Raw genomic sequence first — 15,754 nt, forward strand, 5'->3', positions numbered from 1 at the left:
CTACTCCGAGAAGTCCCCGGACGGCGCGCCCCAGCCGGAAGCGTCACCGCCGCGTTCCTCGGTCAGCGCGCGGCGGCGGGCGTTCTCCGTGCGGATCCGGTCCACTTCGGACTGGATGTATTCCTCGTCGTAGCGCTGGAAAACCCGAGCCGGGTTGCCCGCCACCAGCGTGCGCGGCGGGACGTCCTTGGCCACCACCGAGTTCGGCTGCACCGTCGCGAAGTCGCCGATCGTGACGCCCGCCATGATCACCACCAGGCCGCCGATGAAGCAGCCCTTGCCGATCTTGACCGGCTTGCGCTCGATCAGGTCGCTGCCCGAGTGGTTCTGCAGCGTCATGTTCGCGAGCCAGCTGGAATGCGTGAAGATCAGCGTGTTCAGCCCGATGCTGGTGTGCTCGCCGATCTCCAGGCCGCCGCTCGCGTCGAGGGCCGCGCCCTCGCCGATCCAGCAGTGGTCGCCCATCTTGAGGTTCTCGGGGCTGATGATCTTGACGCGCTCGCGCACGCGGCACGTCGAGGGCAGGCCGTAGAACTGCGCCCGCTCGGCGTCGTTCATGTACTGCGAGACGAGCTCGGTCAGGATCTGCGGGCGCAGCCGGTGGCTGCGCTCGTCATCGAAGAACATGAGCGTCCGACACCAGCTTCTCGAAGGTCCGCAGGTGCTCTTCGGCGACGACGTCGAGGCCGAAGTTCGCCCGCACCATCTCGCTCTCGCGCTGGGCGATCACCGCGCGCCGCTCCGGGTCGTCGAGCAGCTCGACCACCGTCGACGCCACGGCTTCCGAGTCGTCCGGGCGGACCAGCAGCACGTTTTCGCCGTTGCGCAGCTCGATGCCCGGGTAGTTGTCCTCGGTGACCGACGCGATCGTCGCCGTGCCGGAGAGCATCGCCTCCAGGGACGCCGTGCCGCAGCCGCCGTTGAGGTCGTGCGTCACGATGTCCGCCGCGGCGAAGTACGCCGGGACGTCTTCCTTCGGCACCGCGCCGGTGACGACCAGCGCGTCCGAGACGCCCAGTTCGGCGGCCCGCTTCAGGAACGCGTCGTGGTAGACACGCCCGACGACGACCACCCGCACCCCGGGGTGCTTGTCCAAAATGGACGGCAGGGCTTCGATCAGCGGCAGCCGGTTCCGCAGCGGGATGACGTGCCCGAGCGAGACGATCAGCGGCGCGTCCCCGATGCCGTGCTCCGCGCGGACGTCCTTCGTGACCGGCTTCGCGAAGTGACCGGTGTCGACGGCGATCGGGAAGTACTCCGAGTTCGCGTCACTCGTGCCGTAGCGGTCGACGCAGTAGTCGACGCCGAGCTTGTCGAGGATGACGTACCGCGGCCGGATGTAGGCGAGGATCGGCCGCACGAGCAGCGCGTCGAGCACCCGGAACACGCCGCCGTACAGCTTGTTGTCGCTGATCAGGAGCGTGTGGATGGTGAGCAGCGACGGAATTCCGTGGCGCCGCGCGTAGATCCCGGCCAGCCACGACAGGTCGAAGAACTGGCCGTGGAGGTGGATCGCGTCCGGCTTGAACTCGTCCAGCAGCTTCCACAGCCGCCGCCAGTTGCCCGGCCGCAGCGAGGCGAAGCTCATGTCGAAGTCGATCGACAGGCCGATCTGCGGCATCTTCACCGCCGGGAGGCGGACGACGCGGTAACCGTCGCGCTCCTCCTCGGCCGGGGCATCCGCGTACGCCGCGGTGATCGCGAGGACCTCGTGCCCGGCCGCCACGAACTGCGCCGCCAGCGACGCCGACATGTGCGCGCTGCCGCCCACGCGGGGCGGGAAGAAGTTGTTCACCACCGCGATGCGCATCGCACGTCCTCGGGCCGGCCCCGCGGTGGCACTCACTCGGATTCCTCGACCAGCTGCCGCATGCCCTCTTCGACGGTGATCCGCGGCTCCCAGCCGAGCACGTCGCGGGCGCGCGTGATGTCGGCCGCGCGCCGCGAGACCAGCACGTCACGGTCGTTGAACAGCGGCTCGACGTCGACGCCGACGGCCTCGATGAGGATCTTCGCCAGCGCCGCGATCGAGGTGTCGATGCCGGTGCCGATGTTGATCGGCAGGTTGGCCCGCTCGGACTCCAGCGCGGCGACGACGGCCCGCGCGAGATCGGTGACGTGCACGAAGTCCATCGACTGGTCACCGCGGCCGTCGATGATCGGCGGCTGGCCGGCGCGCAGGCGCTGGATGAAGTGGTTGATCACCGACGTGTAGTAGGCCTCGATCTTCTGGCCGGGGCCGTACACGTTGAAGAAGCGCAGGGCGTTCCAGGACAGGCCCTTGGTGCGCTCGTAGAAGCCGAGCATGTCCTCGCCTGCGCGCTTCGAGATGCAGTACGGCGTGAGCGGCTTGAGCTCGTCGTCCTCGTGCATCGGCAGCCGCTTCGGCTCGCCGTAGACCGACGCGGTCGACGCGAACACCAGCCGCCGGACACCTTCGTCCGCCGCCGCGGCGAAGACGTTGTGGTTGCCGACCATGTTGATGTCGATCGACTCGGCCGGGTCGGCGATCGACTTGTTGATCGACACCGTGGCGAAGTGGATGACGTGCGTGCAGCCGCGCATGGCCTCGCGCACCGCGCCGCCGTACCGGACGTCCTGCTCGACGAGCTCGACCTTGCCGGTGGCGACGAACTCGTTGACCCGGGCGCGGTCGCCGCGGGTCATGTTGTCGAAGATGCGCACCGTGTAGCCGCCTTCGATCAGCAGCGGGATCACGTGCGCGGCGATGAAGCCACCAGCCCCGGTGAAGAGCACCTTCTTGTCGGACACCAATTTCTCCTCGGTCAGGGGCTTCAGGACAGGGACTGCACGGCGGCGCGCACGACCTCGCCGACCCGCGCCACCTCGGCGTCGGTCAGGTTGGCGTGCATGGGGATGGCGAGCTGGCGCGCGAACGCGTCGGCCGAAACCGGCAGCGGCGTCTGGGGGCCGTAGATCGGCTGGAGGTGGGAGGCGTACGTGCCGAAGTTGCACTGGACGCCCTGCTCGCGGATGCGCAGGGCCAGGGTGTCGCGGCTGACCTCGGGCACGACCGTGAGCAGGTAGGCCTGCCACGGGTGCTCGCGATCGGACAGTTCGACCGGGACGGTCAACGCATCGACGTCGGCGAAAGCCTCGTGATAGCGCTTCGCGACGGAACGGCGAGCGGCGAGGAGGTCCGGCAGGCGGTCCAGCTGGACGTTCATGATCGCGGCCTGCACGTCCGACATGCGGAAGTTGTACCCGAGCTCGTGGAACTCGGGGATCGGCAGCGTGTTCGAGCCTTCACGGCTGATCGCCGGCTCGATGCCGTAGGTGTGCAGCTTGCGGGCGTGCGCGATCAGGTCCGCGCGGTCGGAGACCAGCGCGCCGCCCTCGCCCGCGGTGATGCCCTTGCGGCCGTGAAAGGAAAACGCGGCGAGGTCCGCGAGGCTGCCGGCCGGGCGCGTCTTGTACGTCGCGCCCGCGGCGCACGCGGCGTCCTCGAAGAGCCAGAGGCCGTGCTTGTCGGCGATCGCGCGGTACTCGTCGAAGTCACCCGGCTGGCCCGCGACGTCGACCACGAGGATGCCGACGGTCTTCGGGGTGATCAGGGACTCGACGTGGGCCGGGTCGGCGCTGAAGACGTCCGGGCGGATGTCGGCGAACACCGGTGTCGCGCCGGCCTGCACCACGGCGTGGCCGGTGGCGGGGAAGGTGTAGTCGCCGACGATGACCTCGTCGCCGGGTTGCACCCCGAGGACCTTGAGGCCGAGGAAGAGCGCCGAGCCGCAGTTCGCGGTCGTCAACGCGTGCGCAGTGCCGGTGACCTGCGCGAACCGCTCCTCGAAGCGGCGGCACGCCGGTCCGGCCCCGGCCAGCCAGCCGGATCGGAAGACCTCGGCGACGGCCGCGAGCTCCTCTTCGCCCACGGTCGGCTGACCTAGGGCAATGCTGTCGGTCGACATACCTCTCCCATTGCGTGGGGACCCGGCGAAGTGTATAGACGCGCGCTCAGGTGATTCACAGGCCCACGCCGAAGACCACTTTCGAGTGACGCCCATCCGGCGACGAAAGACGTCCTACGCTGGGCGCATGCGATTCGGGGTACTGGGGGCTGTCACCGCGTGGCGCGAGGACGGCACGCAGGTGGCGGTGGGCGGCCCGCGGTCGCGGATGCTGCTCGCGCTGCTCGCCCTCGAGGCGGGCCGGTTCGTGCCGGCCGAGCGGCTGATCGACGGGATGTATGGCGAAAACCCGCCGGACGGCGCGGCGAACGCCCTCCAGTCCCAGGTGTCCCGGCTGCGGACGGCGTTGAAGGAGCTGGCGCCGGTCGAGTTCACCGCGGCGGGCTACCGGCTCGCCGTCGAACCGGACGAAGTGGACGTTCACGCTTTCGACCGTCTCGTCCGCGAAGGCCGGGCGCTGCTGAAGAACGGCGAGCACGTCCGCGCGGCGTCCACTTTGGGCGAAGCGCTGGCGTTGTGGCGCGGCACCGCGTTCAGCGACCTGGCCGACGCGCCGTTCGCCGCCGCCCGGGCCACCCGGCTCGAGGAGCTGCGGGCGGACGCGGCGGACGACCACGTCGAGGCCCGGCTGGCGCTGGGGCAGGCCGAAGACGTCCTCGCCGGGCTGCGCGAGACGGTCGCCGCGCAGCCGCTGCGGGAACGGCCGCGCGCGCAGCTGGTCCGTGCCCTGGGTGCGGCCGGTCGGTCCGCCGACGCGCTGGCCGCGTTCGAGGACGCCCGCCGCACGCTGGCCGACGAGCTGGGCGCCGACCCGGGCCCGGACCTCGCCGAAGCCCACCTGACCGTGCTTCGCGGCGAGACCGAGAAGCCGATGATCTCGGCGTTGCCCGCGCAGCTGACCACCTTCGTCGGCCGGGACGGCGAGCTGCGGCAGGTCGCGGAGCTGCTCGCGCACAGCCGGCTGGTGACGCTGACCGGGCCGGGTGGCACCGGCAAGACCCGGCTGGCCATCGAAATCGCGGCGGCTGAGTCCGGGCCGGTCGGGTTCGCCGAGCTCGCCCCGCACAGCGGCGCCGACGTCCCCGGCGCGGTGCTGGGCGCGCTCGGCCTGCGCGAGAGCTCGCGCGGCGGCCCCCAGGACCCGGCCGACCGGCTGATCTCGGCGCTGCGCGACCGGTCGACGCTGCTGGTGCTCGACAACTGCGAGCACGTGGTCGACGTCGCGGCCCGGCTGGCCGCGCGGCTGCTCGTCGCGTGCCCCGGGCTGCGGGTGCTCGCCACCAGTCGCGAGCCGCTGGGCATCACCGGTGAGCAGCTGGCGCCGGTGCCGCGGCTGGCCGTCCCGCCGCCGGGGACCTCCGCCGCGGAAGCCTTGACGTACCCGGCGGTCCGGCTGTTCGCCGACCGCGCGGCCGCGAGCGACCCCGCGTTCACCGTCGACGAGACGACGATCGGCGACGTCCAGCACGTCTGCGCGGCCCTCGACGGCCTGCCGCTGGCCCTCGAACTGGCCGCGGCGCGCGTCCGGGCGCTCGACCTCGGCGAGATCGCGACCCGCCTCGACGACCGGTTCCGGCTGCTGGCCCGCGGCAGCCGGACGGCCGAGGAGCGGCACCGCTCGCTGCGCGGTGTTGTCGAGTGGAGCTGGGACCTGCTGAGCGAGGAGGAGCACGAGCTCGCCCGCCGCCTGACGGTGTTCGCCGGCGGCGCGACGCTCGCCGCGGCGGCCGAGGTCTGCGGCGCGGACGCGGACCTGCTGCTTGAGCTGGCGGACAAGTCGCTGGCCGAGGCCGTCGGCGGCCGGTTCCGGATGCTGGAGACGATCCGCGCGTTCGGCGCGGAGAAGCTCGCCGAAGCGGGCGAGACCGAGACGGTCCACCGCGCGCACGCGGAGTACTTCCTGCGCTTCGCCGAAGAAGCCGACCCGATGCTGCGGACGGCGTCGCAGCTGGAGTGGTTGGACCGCGTGGACGCCGAGTACGACAACGTCCTGGCGGCGCTGCGCTGGGCGACCGAGCACGACGTCGAGCTCGCGCTGCGGCTGGTGCCGCTGCTGGCGATGTACTGGTGGATGCGCGGACGCCGGTTCGAGGGCGCCGGGCTGTCGCTGGCCGTGGTGTCGCGGTGCCCGCCGGAGCTGCGCGAGCGGCACCCCGAGGAGTTCGTGATGTGCGTGCTCGGGGCGATGTCGGGGGCGCCGCACGAGTCGCTGGAGCAGTACCTGCCGCTGGTCCGGCGCTACGCGACGGACGGGACGCTGGCCGTCCACCACCCGATGCTCGTGATGCTGCTGGGCGTGGTCGCCGGCCCGCCGGGCGAGGACGACCAGGTGACCGGCCGCGGCGAAAGCATGCTGGCCAGCGGGGACGCGTGGAGCTGGGCGCTGCTGCCGACGGGCATCGGCCTGCGGTCGATGATGAACGGCGCCCTGGCCGACGCCGAGGAGAACCTGCGCGAGGGCGCCGTGCAGTTCCGCGCGCTGGGCGAGCGGTGGGGCCTGTCGATGGCGCTGGACCACCTCTCGCAGCTGCTGACCTGGCGTGGCGACGCCGAAGCGGCGTTGCCGCTGATGGACGAGGCGCTCGGCCTGATGCACCAGATCGGCGCGACGGACGACGCCGCGGACCTCGTCTGCCGCCGGGCGTGGACCCGCCTGCTGTCGGGAGACGACGCCGGCGCCCGCGCCGACTACGAACTGGCGGCGTCGACGGCCCGCCGCACGGGCATGCCCGAGTCCCGCGCGGCGGCGTACGTCGGGCTGGCGAACCTCGCCCGGCACGAAGGCGACCTGGCGGCGGCGCGTCAGCTGTGCGAGCGAGCGCTGTCGGAATGCCCGGGCGGCTCGTTCGCGGCGGAGACGGCGCGCGCCACGGCGTTCATCTCGCTGGGCTGGTTGGCCTCGGCCGAGGGCCGCCCGGCGGAGGCGGCCGAGCTGCACCGCTCGGCCCTCCTGACCGGACGGCAGTGGCACGCGGGTGACGTCGTGGCGTTCGCCCTGGAGGGCCTGGCGGGAGCGGCTTCGGCTCCGGCAGAGGCGGCGGTGCTGCTGGGCGCGGCCGTGGCGGTGCGCGGGACGGCGATCAGCGGCGACCCGGACGTGTCCTCGGTGCGGCTCCGGGCGCGGGAGTCGCTGGGGCCGGCCGGGTTCGAGCGGGCCTACGGAGCCGGGCTGGGGATGAGCGCGCAGCACTCGATCGACGCAGCGGTGTCAGCACGTCCGGACACCTAAAATGCCACCATGCCGAGGACGGTCACCGTCACGCCGCGAATACGAACTCTCGCGGCATCGATGCGCGAGGCGCGCACGGAGGCGGGATTCGGTGTCCGCGAACTGGCCCGCCGGATCGGGGTCGACTTCCAGCTGATCAGCCAGTGGGAGTACGGCCAGCGAACCCCTCGCCTGGAGGACGTGACAGCGGTCCTTGGTGCGCTGGGCGTGGTCGGCGCGCGGAAGCAGCAGATCCTCGGCCTGGTCAAAGGGGCTTCGGAACCGGGCTGGATCACCTGCGGCAGGCCCGGAATGCAGCTCGCGGCCGTGATCGAATGCGAGAAGGCGGCCAGCTCGATCATCGAGTGGTCGGCGATGGGCATTCCCGGCCTGCTCCAGACGCCCGACTACGCCCGCGCGCTCTTCCGCTCCTGGTCGTCATCCGGGTACGAGATCGACCACAAGGTGATGGTGCGGATGGAGCGGCGGCGCATCATCGTCGAGCCCGAGCATCCGGGAATCGCCGGGCCCTTCATCTTGTACTCGTTCCCGGACAAGAGCGCCGTCGTGTACTTCGAACACCTGAGTTCCGGCGCATTCGTGCCCGACGATCACGATGTTCAAAAGTACCGCTCCGCCGTCAGGGGGATCCAAGCGGTCGCGATGAGCCCGCACGAGTCCGCGGATTTCATCGCGCGACTCGCGAAGGAACTCGACGGCGCTGAATCCTGGGACATCGTGGACGAGCAGTGTCCACGAGTTCGGACACCTAGCCGGCCCGGCCGCTGACCAGCGGGACCGCGTGCCGGTCGCCGGAGCGCACCATCGCCAGCAGGGGCTTGGTCAGCACGCTCACCACCCGCGCCGCCAGGGGGCGGCCGTTGCGCTTCGCGATGTCCGGGCCGAAGCGGTCCATCAACGTCACCAGCCCCGGCAACGTCCGCACGAAGAGCGTCGCCTCTTCGATCAGACCCTCGCCGTCCAGCCGGAGCAGCGCCGCCTCCTCGATCGGCTCGCCGCCGAGCAGGGCCGTGTAGACCACCACTCGCGTTCGGGCGTCTCCGATGTCCGTGTGGAAGCGGATCTCCGACAGGTGCGCGTACGCCACCTCGATCAGCGGCCGCAGCTGCGCGTGGCCGGTGAAGCGCACCCGGGACGTCAGCGGTGAATGCAGCACCGCGGCCGGCGCGAACGCCGTCATCGCCAGGTCGACGTCGCCCGTTTCCGCGGCGAGCCGGTAGTTCTCCGTGCTCATCTCTCCCCCTTGACCAGTGTGGCGAGCCCACGCCAGAGCAGGTCCACCGTCAGCGCGACCACCTCTTCGCGCGGCACCTCGCGGTGGCCCCACCACCACGTCGCGACCGCGTTGAGCGCGCTCTTGCAGGCTTCCGCCAGGACCTCGTCGGCCAGCGGACGCGGGATGCGGGCCGTGAGGTCGAGCGGGACGCCGTGGAACAACGCGGCCAGGTTGGCCGTCGCCCGCGCCTGGCCCGTGCGGTGCACCGAGGCCACCGCCGGGTCCGACGGCGTCTCGGCGAAGATCATCCGCCAGCCGCGTTCGTGCGTTTCGATCCACGCGAAGATCGCCGAGACGCGGCTGCGCAGCAGAACCTCCGGGTCGTCCGACGGCGGGAGCGCGGCCCAGCCCGCCAGCAAGCCGTCCACTTCGGACTCCAGCAGGGCCGCGTACAGCTCCGCTTTCGCCGGGAAGTGGTCGTAGAGCACCGGCGTGCTGATGCCGGCCGCCGCGGCGACCTCACGCATGCCCGCCGCGTCGTATCCCGCCGACGCGAACACCTCGCCCGCCGCGGTGAGGATCCGCTCGCGGCGCGCTTCTCGGGTCAATCGCTTACCTGACATTTGTTAGGTATCGTACCTGACAGCTGTCAGGTTCCGCCAGGGAACAGCACCCGGCGGGCACTCGCGTAGCCTGGTCGATCGTGCGCAACGTGGTGGTCGTCGGGGGCGGGATCGTCGGACTGGCCGTGGCCTGGGAGCTGACCAGGCGCGGGCTGGACGTCACCGTGCTGGAAAAGGAGCCGCGCTGGGCGGCGCACCAGACCGGGCACAACTCGAACGTCGTGCACGCCGGGCTCTACTACAAGCCCGGCTCCTTCAAGGCGCGGATGTCCGTCGCCGGGAACCGGTCCATCGTGGACTTCGCGCGCCAGTACGGCGTGCCGGTCGAGGTGTGCGGGAAGCTCGTCGTCGCGACCGACGAGAAGGAGCTCCCGGCGCTGAACACGCTCGCCGAGCGGGCCGAGGCCAACGGCGTCCCGGCGAAGAAGATCTCTCCCGCCGAAGCCCGCGAGTACGAGCCCGAGGTCGCCTGCGTCGCCGCGCTGCGCGTCGAATCCACCGGGATCATCAACTTCCCCGGTGTCTGCGAAGCCCTCGTCCGGCTGCTCGACGAAGCCGGCGTCGACCTCCGCCTGAACAGCCCCGCGCTGGCCATCCGCGCCGGGGCGAACGGCGGCGTCGAGGTCGCGACCGGAGAAGACGTCATCGTCGCGGACGGGCTCGTCAACTGCGCCGGCCTGCACTCCGACCGCGTCGCGCGGCTGGCCGGGCTGACGCCGTCGGCGAAGATCGTGCCGTTCCGCGGGGAGTACTACGAGCTCAAGCCCGAGCGCCGCGGCCTGGTCAAGGGCCTGATCTACCCGGTGCCGGACCCGACGCTGCCGTTCCTCGGCGTGCACCTCACCCGCATGCTCGACGGCAGTGTGCACGCGGGCCCGAACGCCGTGCTCGCGCTGCGCCGCGAGGGCTACCGCTGGGGTGACTTCTCCGCGAAGGACGTCGCCGAGGTCGCGGTCTTCCCCGGCGTCTGGCGGCTCGCGAAGAAGTACGCGTTCCCGACCGGGCTCGACGAGGTCCGGCGCTCGTTCTCGAAGAAGCGGTTCGCCGCCAGCCTCGCGCGGCTCGTCCCGGCCGTCACCGAGGACGACATCGTGCGGCACGGCTCCGGCGTGCGCGCGCAGGCGATGCGCCGTGACGGCTCGCTCGTCGACGACTTCCTCATCGAGACCGCGCGCGACCAGGTGCACGTCCTGAACGCGCCGTCGCCGGCCGCGACGAGCGCGCTGGAGATCGCGCGCCACATCGCGGACCAGGTGTCGGCCTAGCCCGGCAGGTTCGCGGTCACCAGCGGCAGGCCCTGCTTGACGAGGTCGCAGGTCTTGGTGTCGTCGCCGATGAACCCGCTGACCACCTGCACCGACGACGTCTCGGTGATCGGCAGGTACGCGCCACAGGTCACGCGCAGGCCGCCCAGGTTCGGGTAGACGCCCCATTGCTTGCCGCCGACGTCGACGGTTTCCTGCGGCTTGACACCGTTCACGCCCGGCCAGTCCGCCACCGGGGTGCTCGGGCCGAACCAGACCTCGAACGCCTTCTGGCCCTCGCTGCCGTCGGTGTCGTCCCACAGGCAGTAGGACGCGTTGGGCACCGTGGACGACGTGTCCTTTTCGCCGGTGGGCGCGATGTTCTTCAGCTGCGCGACCTGGTCGGGCTTGAGCATCGCGCACGGGTCGGCCGAAAGCAGCGGCCCGCCCGGCTCGGTCTTCGCCGGGGCGGTCGGCGTGATCGACGGCGCGTCCTGCCCGCCCGGCAGGTGCGCCGCGACCTGCGGGACGACCGTCTTCGCCAGTTCACACGACTTCTCGAGCGGCGGCTCGGACACACTCACGTACGCGAAGGACTGGTCACCCAGGATGGCGTAGAGCACGCAGTCGTCGGCGAGGATCGACGGGTACTGCCGCCAGCTGAACCCGGCGATCTGCTGCGGTTCGCCCTTCGGGACGGCGCCGGCGATGTACTCGTTGAAGTCGATGTCCGTCGTGTAGCCGACGTTCAGGATCGCCGACGGCTCGATGTCGTCCTTCGTGTTCCACAGGCACATCGCTGTCTGGTTCCGGTCCTTGACCTCCGGCACCGAACGGCCCTTGGTCTCGTAACCGAGCGCGTCGAGCTGGGACTCGTCGAGCAGCGTGCAGGCGTCGACGTTCTTGACGACCGGCCCCTGGCCGGGCACCGGCGACGCCGAGCCGCCGACGGCCACCGTGCAGCCGGACACCACGGTCAGGGCCGCCAGGGCCACCGCGACCTGCCACTTCATGCGCATGCGAAGAGTCCTCTCCCGTTCGGCCCGGACCTTACTGGGCCGAACGGGTGCGCACGTGGCATAACCCCGATTCAGCGGGGGCTGAGGACTTCCTGGCCGCCGACGAACGGCCGCAGCGCCTTCGGCACGCGGACCGAGCCGTCCTCCTGCTGGTGGTTCTCGACGATCGCGACGATCCAGCGGGTGGTGGCCAGCGTGCCGTTGAGCGTCGCGGCGATCAGCGGCTTGCCGTTCTCGCCGCGGTAGCGCACCGACAGCCGGCGGGCCTGGAACGTCGTGCAGTTGGACGTCGAGGTCAGCTCGCGGTAGGTGTCCTGGGTCGGGATCCACGCCTCGCAGTCGAACTTGCGATGCGCGGACGTGCCGAGGTCGCCGGTCGCGGTGTCGATGACCCGGTAGGGCACCTCGATCTTCGCGAGCATCTGCTCTTCCCAGCCGAGCAGCCGCTCGTGCTCGGCCTCGGCGTCCTCCGGCTTGGTGTAGACGAACATCTCCACCTTGTCGAACTGGTGGACGCGGATGATGCCGCGGGTGTCCTTGCCGTACGAGCCGGCCTCGCGGCGGTAGCAGGACGACCAGCCCGCGTAGCGCTTCGCGTCGTCGTTCAGGTCGAGGATCTCGTCGGCGTGGAAGCCCGCGAGGGGCACCTCCGACGTGCCGACGAGGTACAGGTCGTCGTCCTCGAGGTGGTAGATCTCGCTCGAGTGCCGGCCGAGGAAGCCGGTGCCGGCCATGATCTCCGGACGCACCAGCGACGGCGTGATCATCGGCGTGAAGCCGTTCTCGAGCGCCTGCGCGATGGCCATGTTGAGCAGGCCGAGCTGCAGCTGCGCGCCGACGCCGGTGAGGAAGTAGAACCGCGAGCCCGAGACCTTCGCGCCGCGTTCCATGTCGACGCCGCCGAGCGCTTCGAGCAGTTCGAGGTGGTCCTTCGGGGTGAAGTCGAACTTCACCGGCTCGCCGACGTGCTTGACGACGGTGAAGTCGTCTTCGCCGCCGACCGGCGCATCCGGGTGGACGAGGTTCGGCACGGTCCGGAAGAGCTGGTCGAACTCCTCCGACGACGTGTTCTGCTCCGCCTCGGCCGCCTTGACCTGCGCGGCGAGCTCCTTGGCCGTGGCCAGCAGCTGCTGCTTCTCTTCCGGCGGGGCCTTCGGGATCTGCTTGCCCAGGAGCTTCTGCTCGTTGCGCAGCTTGTCCGCGGCCGCGATGGAAGAGCGGCGCCGGGTGTCGAGGGAGAGCAGCTTGTCGACCACTCCCTCGTCTTCACCACGGGCGCGCTGCGACGCGCGCACGGCTTCCGGGTCATCGCGCAGAGTCCTGGGGTCAATCACGAGGACTGAGGGTAGTCCGTACAGACTGTGCGTCCCTACTGGGTTATCCCGACAGTCTGATCGTTGAAGCGCTGTTCGCGGGCTCCTCATACTCCAGGGAAACCACCGGAGGAGGCGTCTGATGTCCGACGAGCTGCTGGCCCGGCACCGCGCAGTCATGCCGTCCTGGATGTCGCTGCTCTACGAAGAGCCGATCGAGATCGTGCACGCGCACGACCGGCGGATGACCGACTCGCAGGGCCGCACCTACCTCGACTTCTTCGCCGGGGTGCTGACCAACTCGATGGGCTACGACGTCGCCGAGATCGGCGACGCGGTCCGCAAGCAGCTCGACACCGGCATCCTGCACACCTCGACGCTGTACCTGATCCGCTCGCAGGTCGAGCTGGCCGAGCGGATCGCGAAGCTGTCGAACATCCCGGACGCCAAGGTGTTCTTCACGAACTCCGGCAGCGAGGCGAACGACACGGCGTTGATGCTCGCGACGCAGTTCCGGCGCAGCAACCAGGTGCTGGCGATGCGCAACTCCTACCACGGCCGGTCGTTCGGGACGGTCGCGATCACCGGCAACCGCGGCTGGTCGGCGTCGGCGCTGAGCCCGGTGAAGGTCAACTACGTCCACGGTGGTTACCGGTACCGCAGCCCGTTCCGGGACATGTCGGACGCGGACTACATCAAGGCTTGCGTCGCGGACCTGGTCGACGTGCTCGACACGGCGACGGCGGGCGACGTCGCGTGCCTGATCGCCGAGCCGATCCAGGGTGTCGGCGGCTTCAGCCTCCCGCCGGACGGGCTGTTCCGGGCGATGAAGGAGGTGCTCGACTCCTACGGGGTGCTGTTCATCTCCGACGAGGTCCAGACCGGCTGGGGCCGGACCGGCGAGCACTTCTGGGGCATCGACGCGCACGGCGTGACGCCGGACATGATGACGTTCGCGAAGGGCCTCGGGAACGGCCTCGCCGTGGGTGGCGTGGTGGCTCGCGGCGACGTGCTGGACTGCTTCCAGGCCCAGTCGTTCTCGACCTTCGGCGGCAACCCGGTGTCCATGGCCGGCGCGACGGCGGTGCTCGACTACATCAAGGACCACGACCTGCAGGCGAACTGTGCCGCGCGGGGGACGCAGCTCATCTCCGGGCTTCAAGCCGCGGGGTCGCCGATCGTGGCCGAGGTGCGCGGCAAGGGCCTGATGATCGGCGTCGAGCTCGTCGAGCCGGGGACCACCAAGCCTTATGTGGCCGCGGCGGCTCGGATGCTGGAGGAGACGAAGAAGCGCGGGCTGCTGATCGGCAAGGGCGGCCTGCACGGGAACGTGCTCCGGCTGGGGCCGCCGATGACGTTGACGGCGGACGAGGCCCAGGAAGGCCTGGACATCCTGGTCGACGCGCTCGCGGCCACCCACGCGGCCCTGTCCTGACCTGAGCAGCCCCCGATTCCAGCCTACTGAGCAGGCCCGACACTTTCGGGCCTGCTCAGCCGGGCTTGCGGAACAGCAGGTACGCCTGCGGGGTCTTTTCGAACGGCCCTTCGGGCTCTCGCACCAGCCGGGCCTCCACCGCCAGGCCCGCCGCGGTGGCCAGGCCGGTCACGAAGTCCGGCTGCAGGCGGTACGCGTCCAGGGAGACCTCGTGGCCGTACCCCTGGGAGACGTGACGGCGTTCGTCGCCGACCTGGAACGCCGTCAGCAGGCGGCCGCCCGGGGCCAGCACCCGCGCCAGCTCCGCGACCACCGACGGCAGCCGCTCCGGTGGGGTGTGGATCAGCGAGTACCACGCCAGCGCGCCGGCGAGGCTCCCGTCGTCGAGCGGCAGCGCCTCCAGCGAACCGACTTCGAAGCGCAGTTCCGGGTGCGCCCGGCGGGCCGCGGCGACCATGCCGGGTGAGAGGTCGACGCCGAAGACGTCCAGGCCGAGCGACGCCAGGTGGCCCGTCAGCCGGGCCGGGCCGCAGCCCAGGTCGCCGACCGGGCCGGCCGGGCCGACCAGCTCGGCGAACGTGCCCAGCATCGCCCGGTCCCACGGGTTGGCGTCCAGCGCGTCCCGCAGCGTCTCGGCGTACGAGTCGGCGACCGTGTCGTACGCCGTCCGGGTCTCGATCACGTAGCCGGGTTCAGCCACGGACGAACCGCACCACGTGCTCGGCCAGCTCCTCACCCGCGTCTTCCTGCAGGAAGTGCCCCGCGCCCTGGATCACCGGGTGCACCAGCCCCTGCGCGCCCTTCAGCGAGCGCTGCAGGACCGGGGCCATCCCGCCGGTGATCGGGTCGCCGTCGGAGAAGGCCACCAGGAACGGGATTTCCAGCTCCGTCAGCGTCTCCCACGCCGCGCGGTTGGCCGCCGACGCCGGGTTGTCCGGCCGGTAGGGCACCAGGCCGGGCATCGCCCGCGGCGCGGCCTTGTACATCTCGTTCGGGAACGGCGCGTCGTACGCCGCGCGGACCTCATCCGACAGAGCAGACTTGCAGCCCGACTCGACGAGCCGGGCGACGTCCAGCACCTGGGCCTTCTCGACGGCCTCGCGGAAGGCGTGCCACACCGCCGGCATGTCGTGGTCGCCGGTCGGCAGGCCGGTGTTGGCCGCCACCACGCGCGCGAACCGCGACGGATGCTCGGCGACCAGGCGCAGGCCGATCAGGCCACCCCAGTCCTGGCCGACGAGCGTGACGTCCCGCAGGTCGAGGGCGTCGAACGCGAACCCGCGCATCCAGTTCACGTGCCGGGCGTAGGTGTGGTCGACCATGTCGCCGGGCTTGTCGGAGCGGCCGAAGCCGACCAGGTCCGGCGCGATCGCGCGGAGCCCGGCGGCGGCCAGCACCGGAAGCATCTTCCGGTAGAGGAACGACCAGCTGGGCTCGCCGTGCAGGAGCAGCACCGGCGGCCCGTCGGCCGGGCCCGCCTCCACGTACCCCACTCTGATCACGCCGCCGTGCGGGTCGTCGAGTTCGACGTACTTCGGCTCGAAGGGGAAGTCGGGCAGGTCCGTGAACCGGTCGTCCGGTGTCCTCAGCAGGCGCACGAACCCCACGCTAGTGCGAACGGAAGAGGCGGGGCACGCACCGCGTGGCCCGGGTTCCAACCCAGGGCAAGAGATGTCGCCCGCCACCAAAAGAGCCAAGCCAAGGTGCGTGGCCTCGACGACAACGCTCCCCCGGGGGAAGTGCTCT

At 70.9% G+C, this 15,754-nt stretch carries 14 protein-coding genes; 4 read left to right on the top strand and 10 right to left on the bottom strand.

Annotated features, from left to right (window positions below; genetic code table 11):
* From ACZ63E_RS40820 to ACZ63E_RS40835, 4 genes are read right to left on the bottom strand one after another with little or no spacing between them, the layout of a single operon-like run.
* Positions 1–627 carry an acyltransferase gene (locus ACZ63E_RS40820; RefSeq protein ID WP_465341680.1) on the bottom strand — a complete coding sequence of 209 codons (627 nt, stop codon included), beginning with the start codon at positions 625–627 and terminating at the stop codon, positions 1–3.
* A complete protein-coding gene (locus ACZ63E_RS40825) occupies positions 614–1,810 on the bottom strand; it encodes a glycosyltransferase family 4 protein (RefSeq protein ID WP_465341681.1) in 1,197 nt (398 codons plus the stop codon). The genes ACZ63E_RS40820 and ACZ63E_RS40825 overlap by 14 nt, the downstream gene beginning before the upstream one ends.
* 32 nt (positions 1,811–1,842) lie before the next feature.
* Entirely contained in the window at positions 1,843–2,772 is a 930-nt protein-coding gene (locus ACZ63E_RS40830; protein ID WP_465341682.1) for an NAD-dependent epimerase/dehydratase family protein, read from the bottom strand.
* A 23-nt stretch (positions 2,773–2,795) separates the two neighbouring features.
* Positions 2,796–3,929, bottom strand: a complete 1,134-nt coding sequence (locus tag ACZ63E_RS40835; protein WP_465341683.1) for a DegT/DnrJ/EryC1/StrS family aminotransferase — start codon at positions 3,927–3,929, stop codon at positions 2,796–2,798.
* Positions 3,930–4,056: 127 nt separating this feature from the next.
* On the opposite strand from ACZ63E_RS40835, the gene ACZ63E_RS40840 reads away from it, so the two are divergent.
* Complete coding sequence (locus ACZ63E_RS40840; protein ID WP_465341684.1) at positions 4,057–7,158, top strand: AfsR/SARP family transcriptional regulator; 3,102 nt, start codon at positions 4,057–4,059, stop codon at positions 7,156–7,158.
* A gap of 9 nt (positions 7,159–7,167) precedes the next feature.
* Entirely contained in the window at positions 7,168–7,926 is a 759-nt protein-coding gene (locus ACZ63E_RS40845; RefSeq protein ID WP_465341685.1) for a helix-turn-helix domain-containing protein, read from the top strand.
* Here the strand turns inward: ACZ63E_RS40845 and ACZ63E_RS40850 are convergent.
* Positions 7,907–8,392: a nuclear transport factor 2-like protein gene (locus tag ACZ63E_RS40850; RefSeq protein ID WP_465341686.1), complete on the bottom strand. Its 486-nt coding sequence runs from the start codon at positions 8,390–8,392 to the stop codon at positions 7,907–7,909. The two genes, ACZ63E_RS40845 and ACZ63E_RS40850, sit on opposite strands and share 20 nt — an antisense overlap.
* Positions 8,389–8,997 carry a TetR/AcrR family transcriptional regulator gene (locus ACZ63E_RS40855; protein WP_465341687.1) on the bottom strand — a complete coding sequence of 203 codons (609 nt, stop codon included), beginning with the start codon at positions 8,995–8,997 and terminating at the stop codon, positions 8,389–8,391. Before ACZ63E_RS40855 ends, ACZ63E_RS40850 begins: the two co-directional genes overlap by 4 nt.
* 80 nt (positions 8,998–9,077) lie before the next feature.
* On the opposite strand from ACZ63E_RS40855, the gene lhgO reads away from it, so the two are divergent.
* Entirely contained in the window at positions 9,078–10,262 is a 1,185-nt protein-coding gene (lhgO, locus tag ACZ63E_RS40860) for an L-2-hydroxyglutarate oxidase (protein WP_465341688.1), read from the top strand.
* Here the strand turns inward: lhgO and ACZ63E_RS40865 are convergent.
* On the bottom strand, positions 10,259–11,260 hold the full coding sequence (locus tag ACZ63E_RS40865) for a DUF3558 family protein (RefSeq protein ID WP_465341689.1): 1,002 nt from the start codon (positions 11,258–11,260) through the stop codon (positions 10,259–10,261). The genes lhgO and ACZ63E_RS40865 overlap by 4 nt on opposite strands.
* A 71-nt stretch (positions 11,261–11,331) precedes the next feature.
* Positions 11,332–12,594 (bottom strand): serine--tRNA ligase, encoded by a 1,263-nt coding sequence (serS, locus tag ACZ63E_RS40870; protein ID WP_465341690.1) that lies wholly within the window; start codon positions 12,592–12,594, stop codon positions 11,332–11,334.
* A gap of 121 nt (positions 12,595–12,715) precedes the next feature.
* On the opposite strand from serS, the gene ACZ63E_RS40875 reads away from it, so the two are divergent.
* Positions 12,716–14,008: an aspartate aminotransferase family protein gene (locus ACZ63E_RS40875; RefSeq protein ID WP_465341691.1), complete on the top strand. Its 1,293-nt coding sequence runs from the start codon at positions 12,716–12,718 to the stop codon at positions 14,006–14,008.
* A 55-nt stretch (positions 14,009–14,063) separates the two neighbouring features.
* On the opposite strand, the gene ACZ63E_RS40880 is transcribed toward ACZ63E_RS40875, so the two are convergent.
* Both ACZ63E_RS40880 and ACZ63E_RS40885 read right to left on the bottom strand, forming a co-directional pair.
* Positions 14,064–14,708 carry a class I SAM-dependent DNA methyltransferase gene (locus ACZ63E_RS40880; protein WP_465341692.1) on the bottom strand — a complete coding sequence of 215 codons (645 nt, stop codon included), beginning with the start codon at positions 14,706–14,708 and terminating at the stop codon, positions 14,064–14,066.
* Positions 14,701–15,606, bottom strand: a complete 906-nt coding sequence (locus tag ACZ63E_RS40885) for a haloalkane dehalogenase (protein WP_465341693.1) — start codon at positions 15,604–15,606, stop codon at positions 14,701–14,703. The genes ACZ63E_RS40880 and ACZ63E_RS40885 overlap by 8 nt, the downstream gene beginning before the upstream one ends.
* Positions 15,607–15,754: the final 148 nt, after the last annotated feature.

The sequence above is a fragment of the Amycolatopsis sp. NPDC104819 genome (assembly GCF_055583145.1).

Bases quoted from the DNA above. Each gene is read 5' to 3' on its own strand.
- ACZ63E_RS40875 (WP_465341691.1), top strand. From the start codon at position 12,716: ATGTCCGACGAGCTGCTGGCCCGGCACCGCGCAGTCATGCCGTCCTGG.
- ACZ63E_RS40855 (WP_465341687.1), bottom strand. From the start codon at position 8,997: ATGTCAGGTAAGCGATTGACCCGAGAAGCGCGCCGCGAGCGGATCCTC.
- ACZ63E_RS40825 (WP_465341681.1), bottom strand. From the start codon at position 1,810: ATGCGCATCGCGGTGGTGAACAACTTCTTCCCGCCCCGCGTGGGCGGC.
- ACZ63E_RS40865 (WP_465341689.1), bottom strand. From the start codon at position 11,260: ATGCGCATGAAGTGGCAGGTCGCGGTGGCCCTGGCGGCCCTGACCGTG.
- ACZ63E_RS40820 (WP_465341680.1), bottom strand. From the start codon at position 627: ATGTTCTTCGATGACGAGCGCAGCCACCGGCTGCGCCCGCAGATCCTG.
- ACZ63E_RS40840 (WP_465341684.1), top strand. From the start codon at position 4,057: ATGCGATTCGGGGTACTGGGGGCTGTCACCGCGTGGCGCGAGGACGGC.
- ACZ63E_RS40845 (WP_465341685.1), top strand. From the start codon at position 7,168: ATGCCGAGGACGGTCACCGTCACGCCGCGAATACGAACTCTCGCGGCA.
- ACZ63E_RS40835 (WP_465341683.1), bottom strand. From the start codon at position 3,929: ATGTCGACCGACAGCATTGCCCTAGGTCAGCCGACCGTGGGCGAAGAG.
- ACZ63E_RS40850 (WP_465341686.1), bottom strand. From the start codon at position 8,392: ATGAGCACGGAGAACTACCGGCTCGCCGCGGAAACGGGCGACGTCGAC.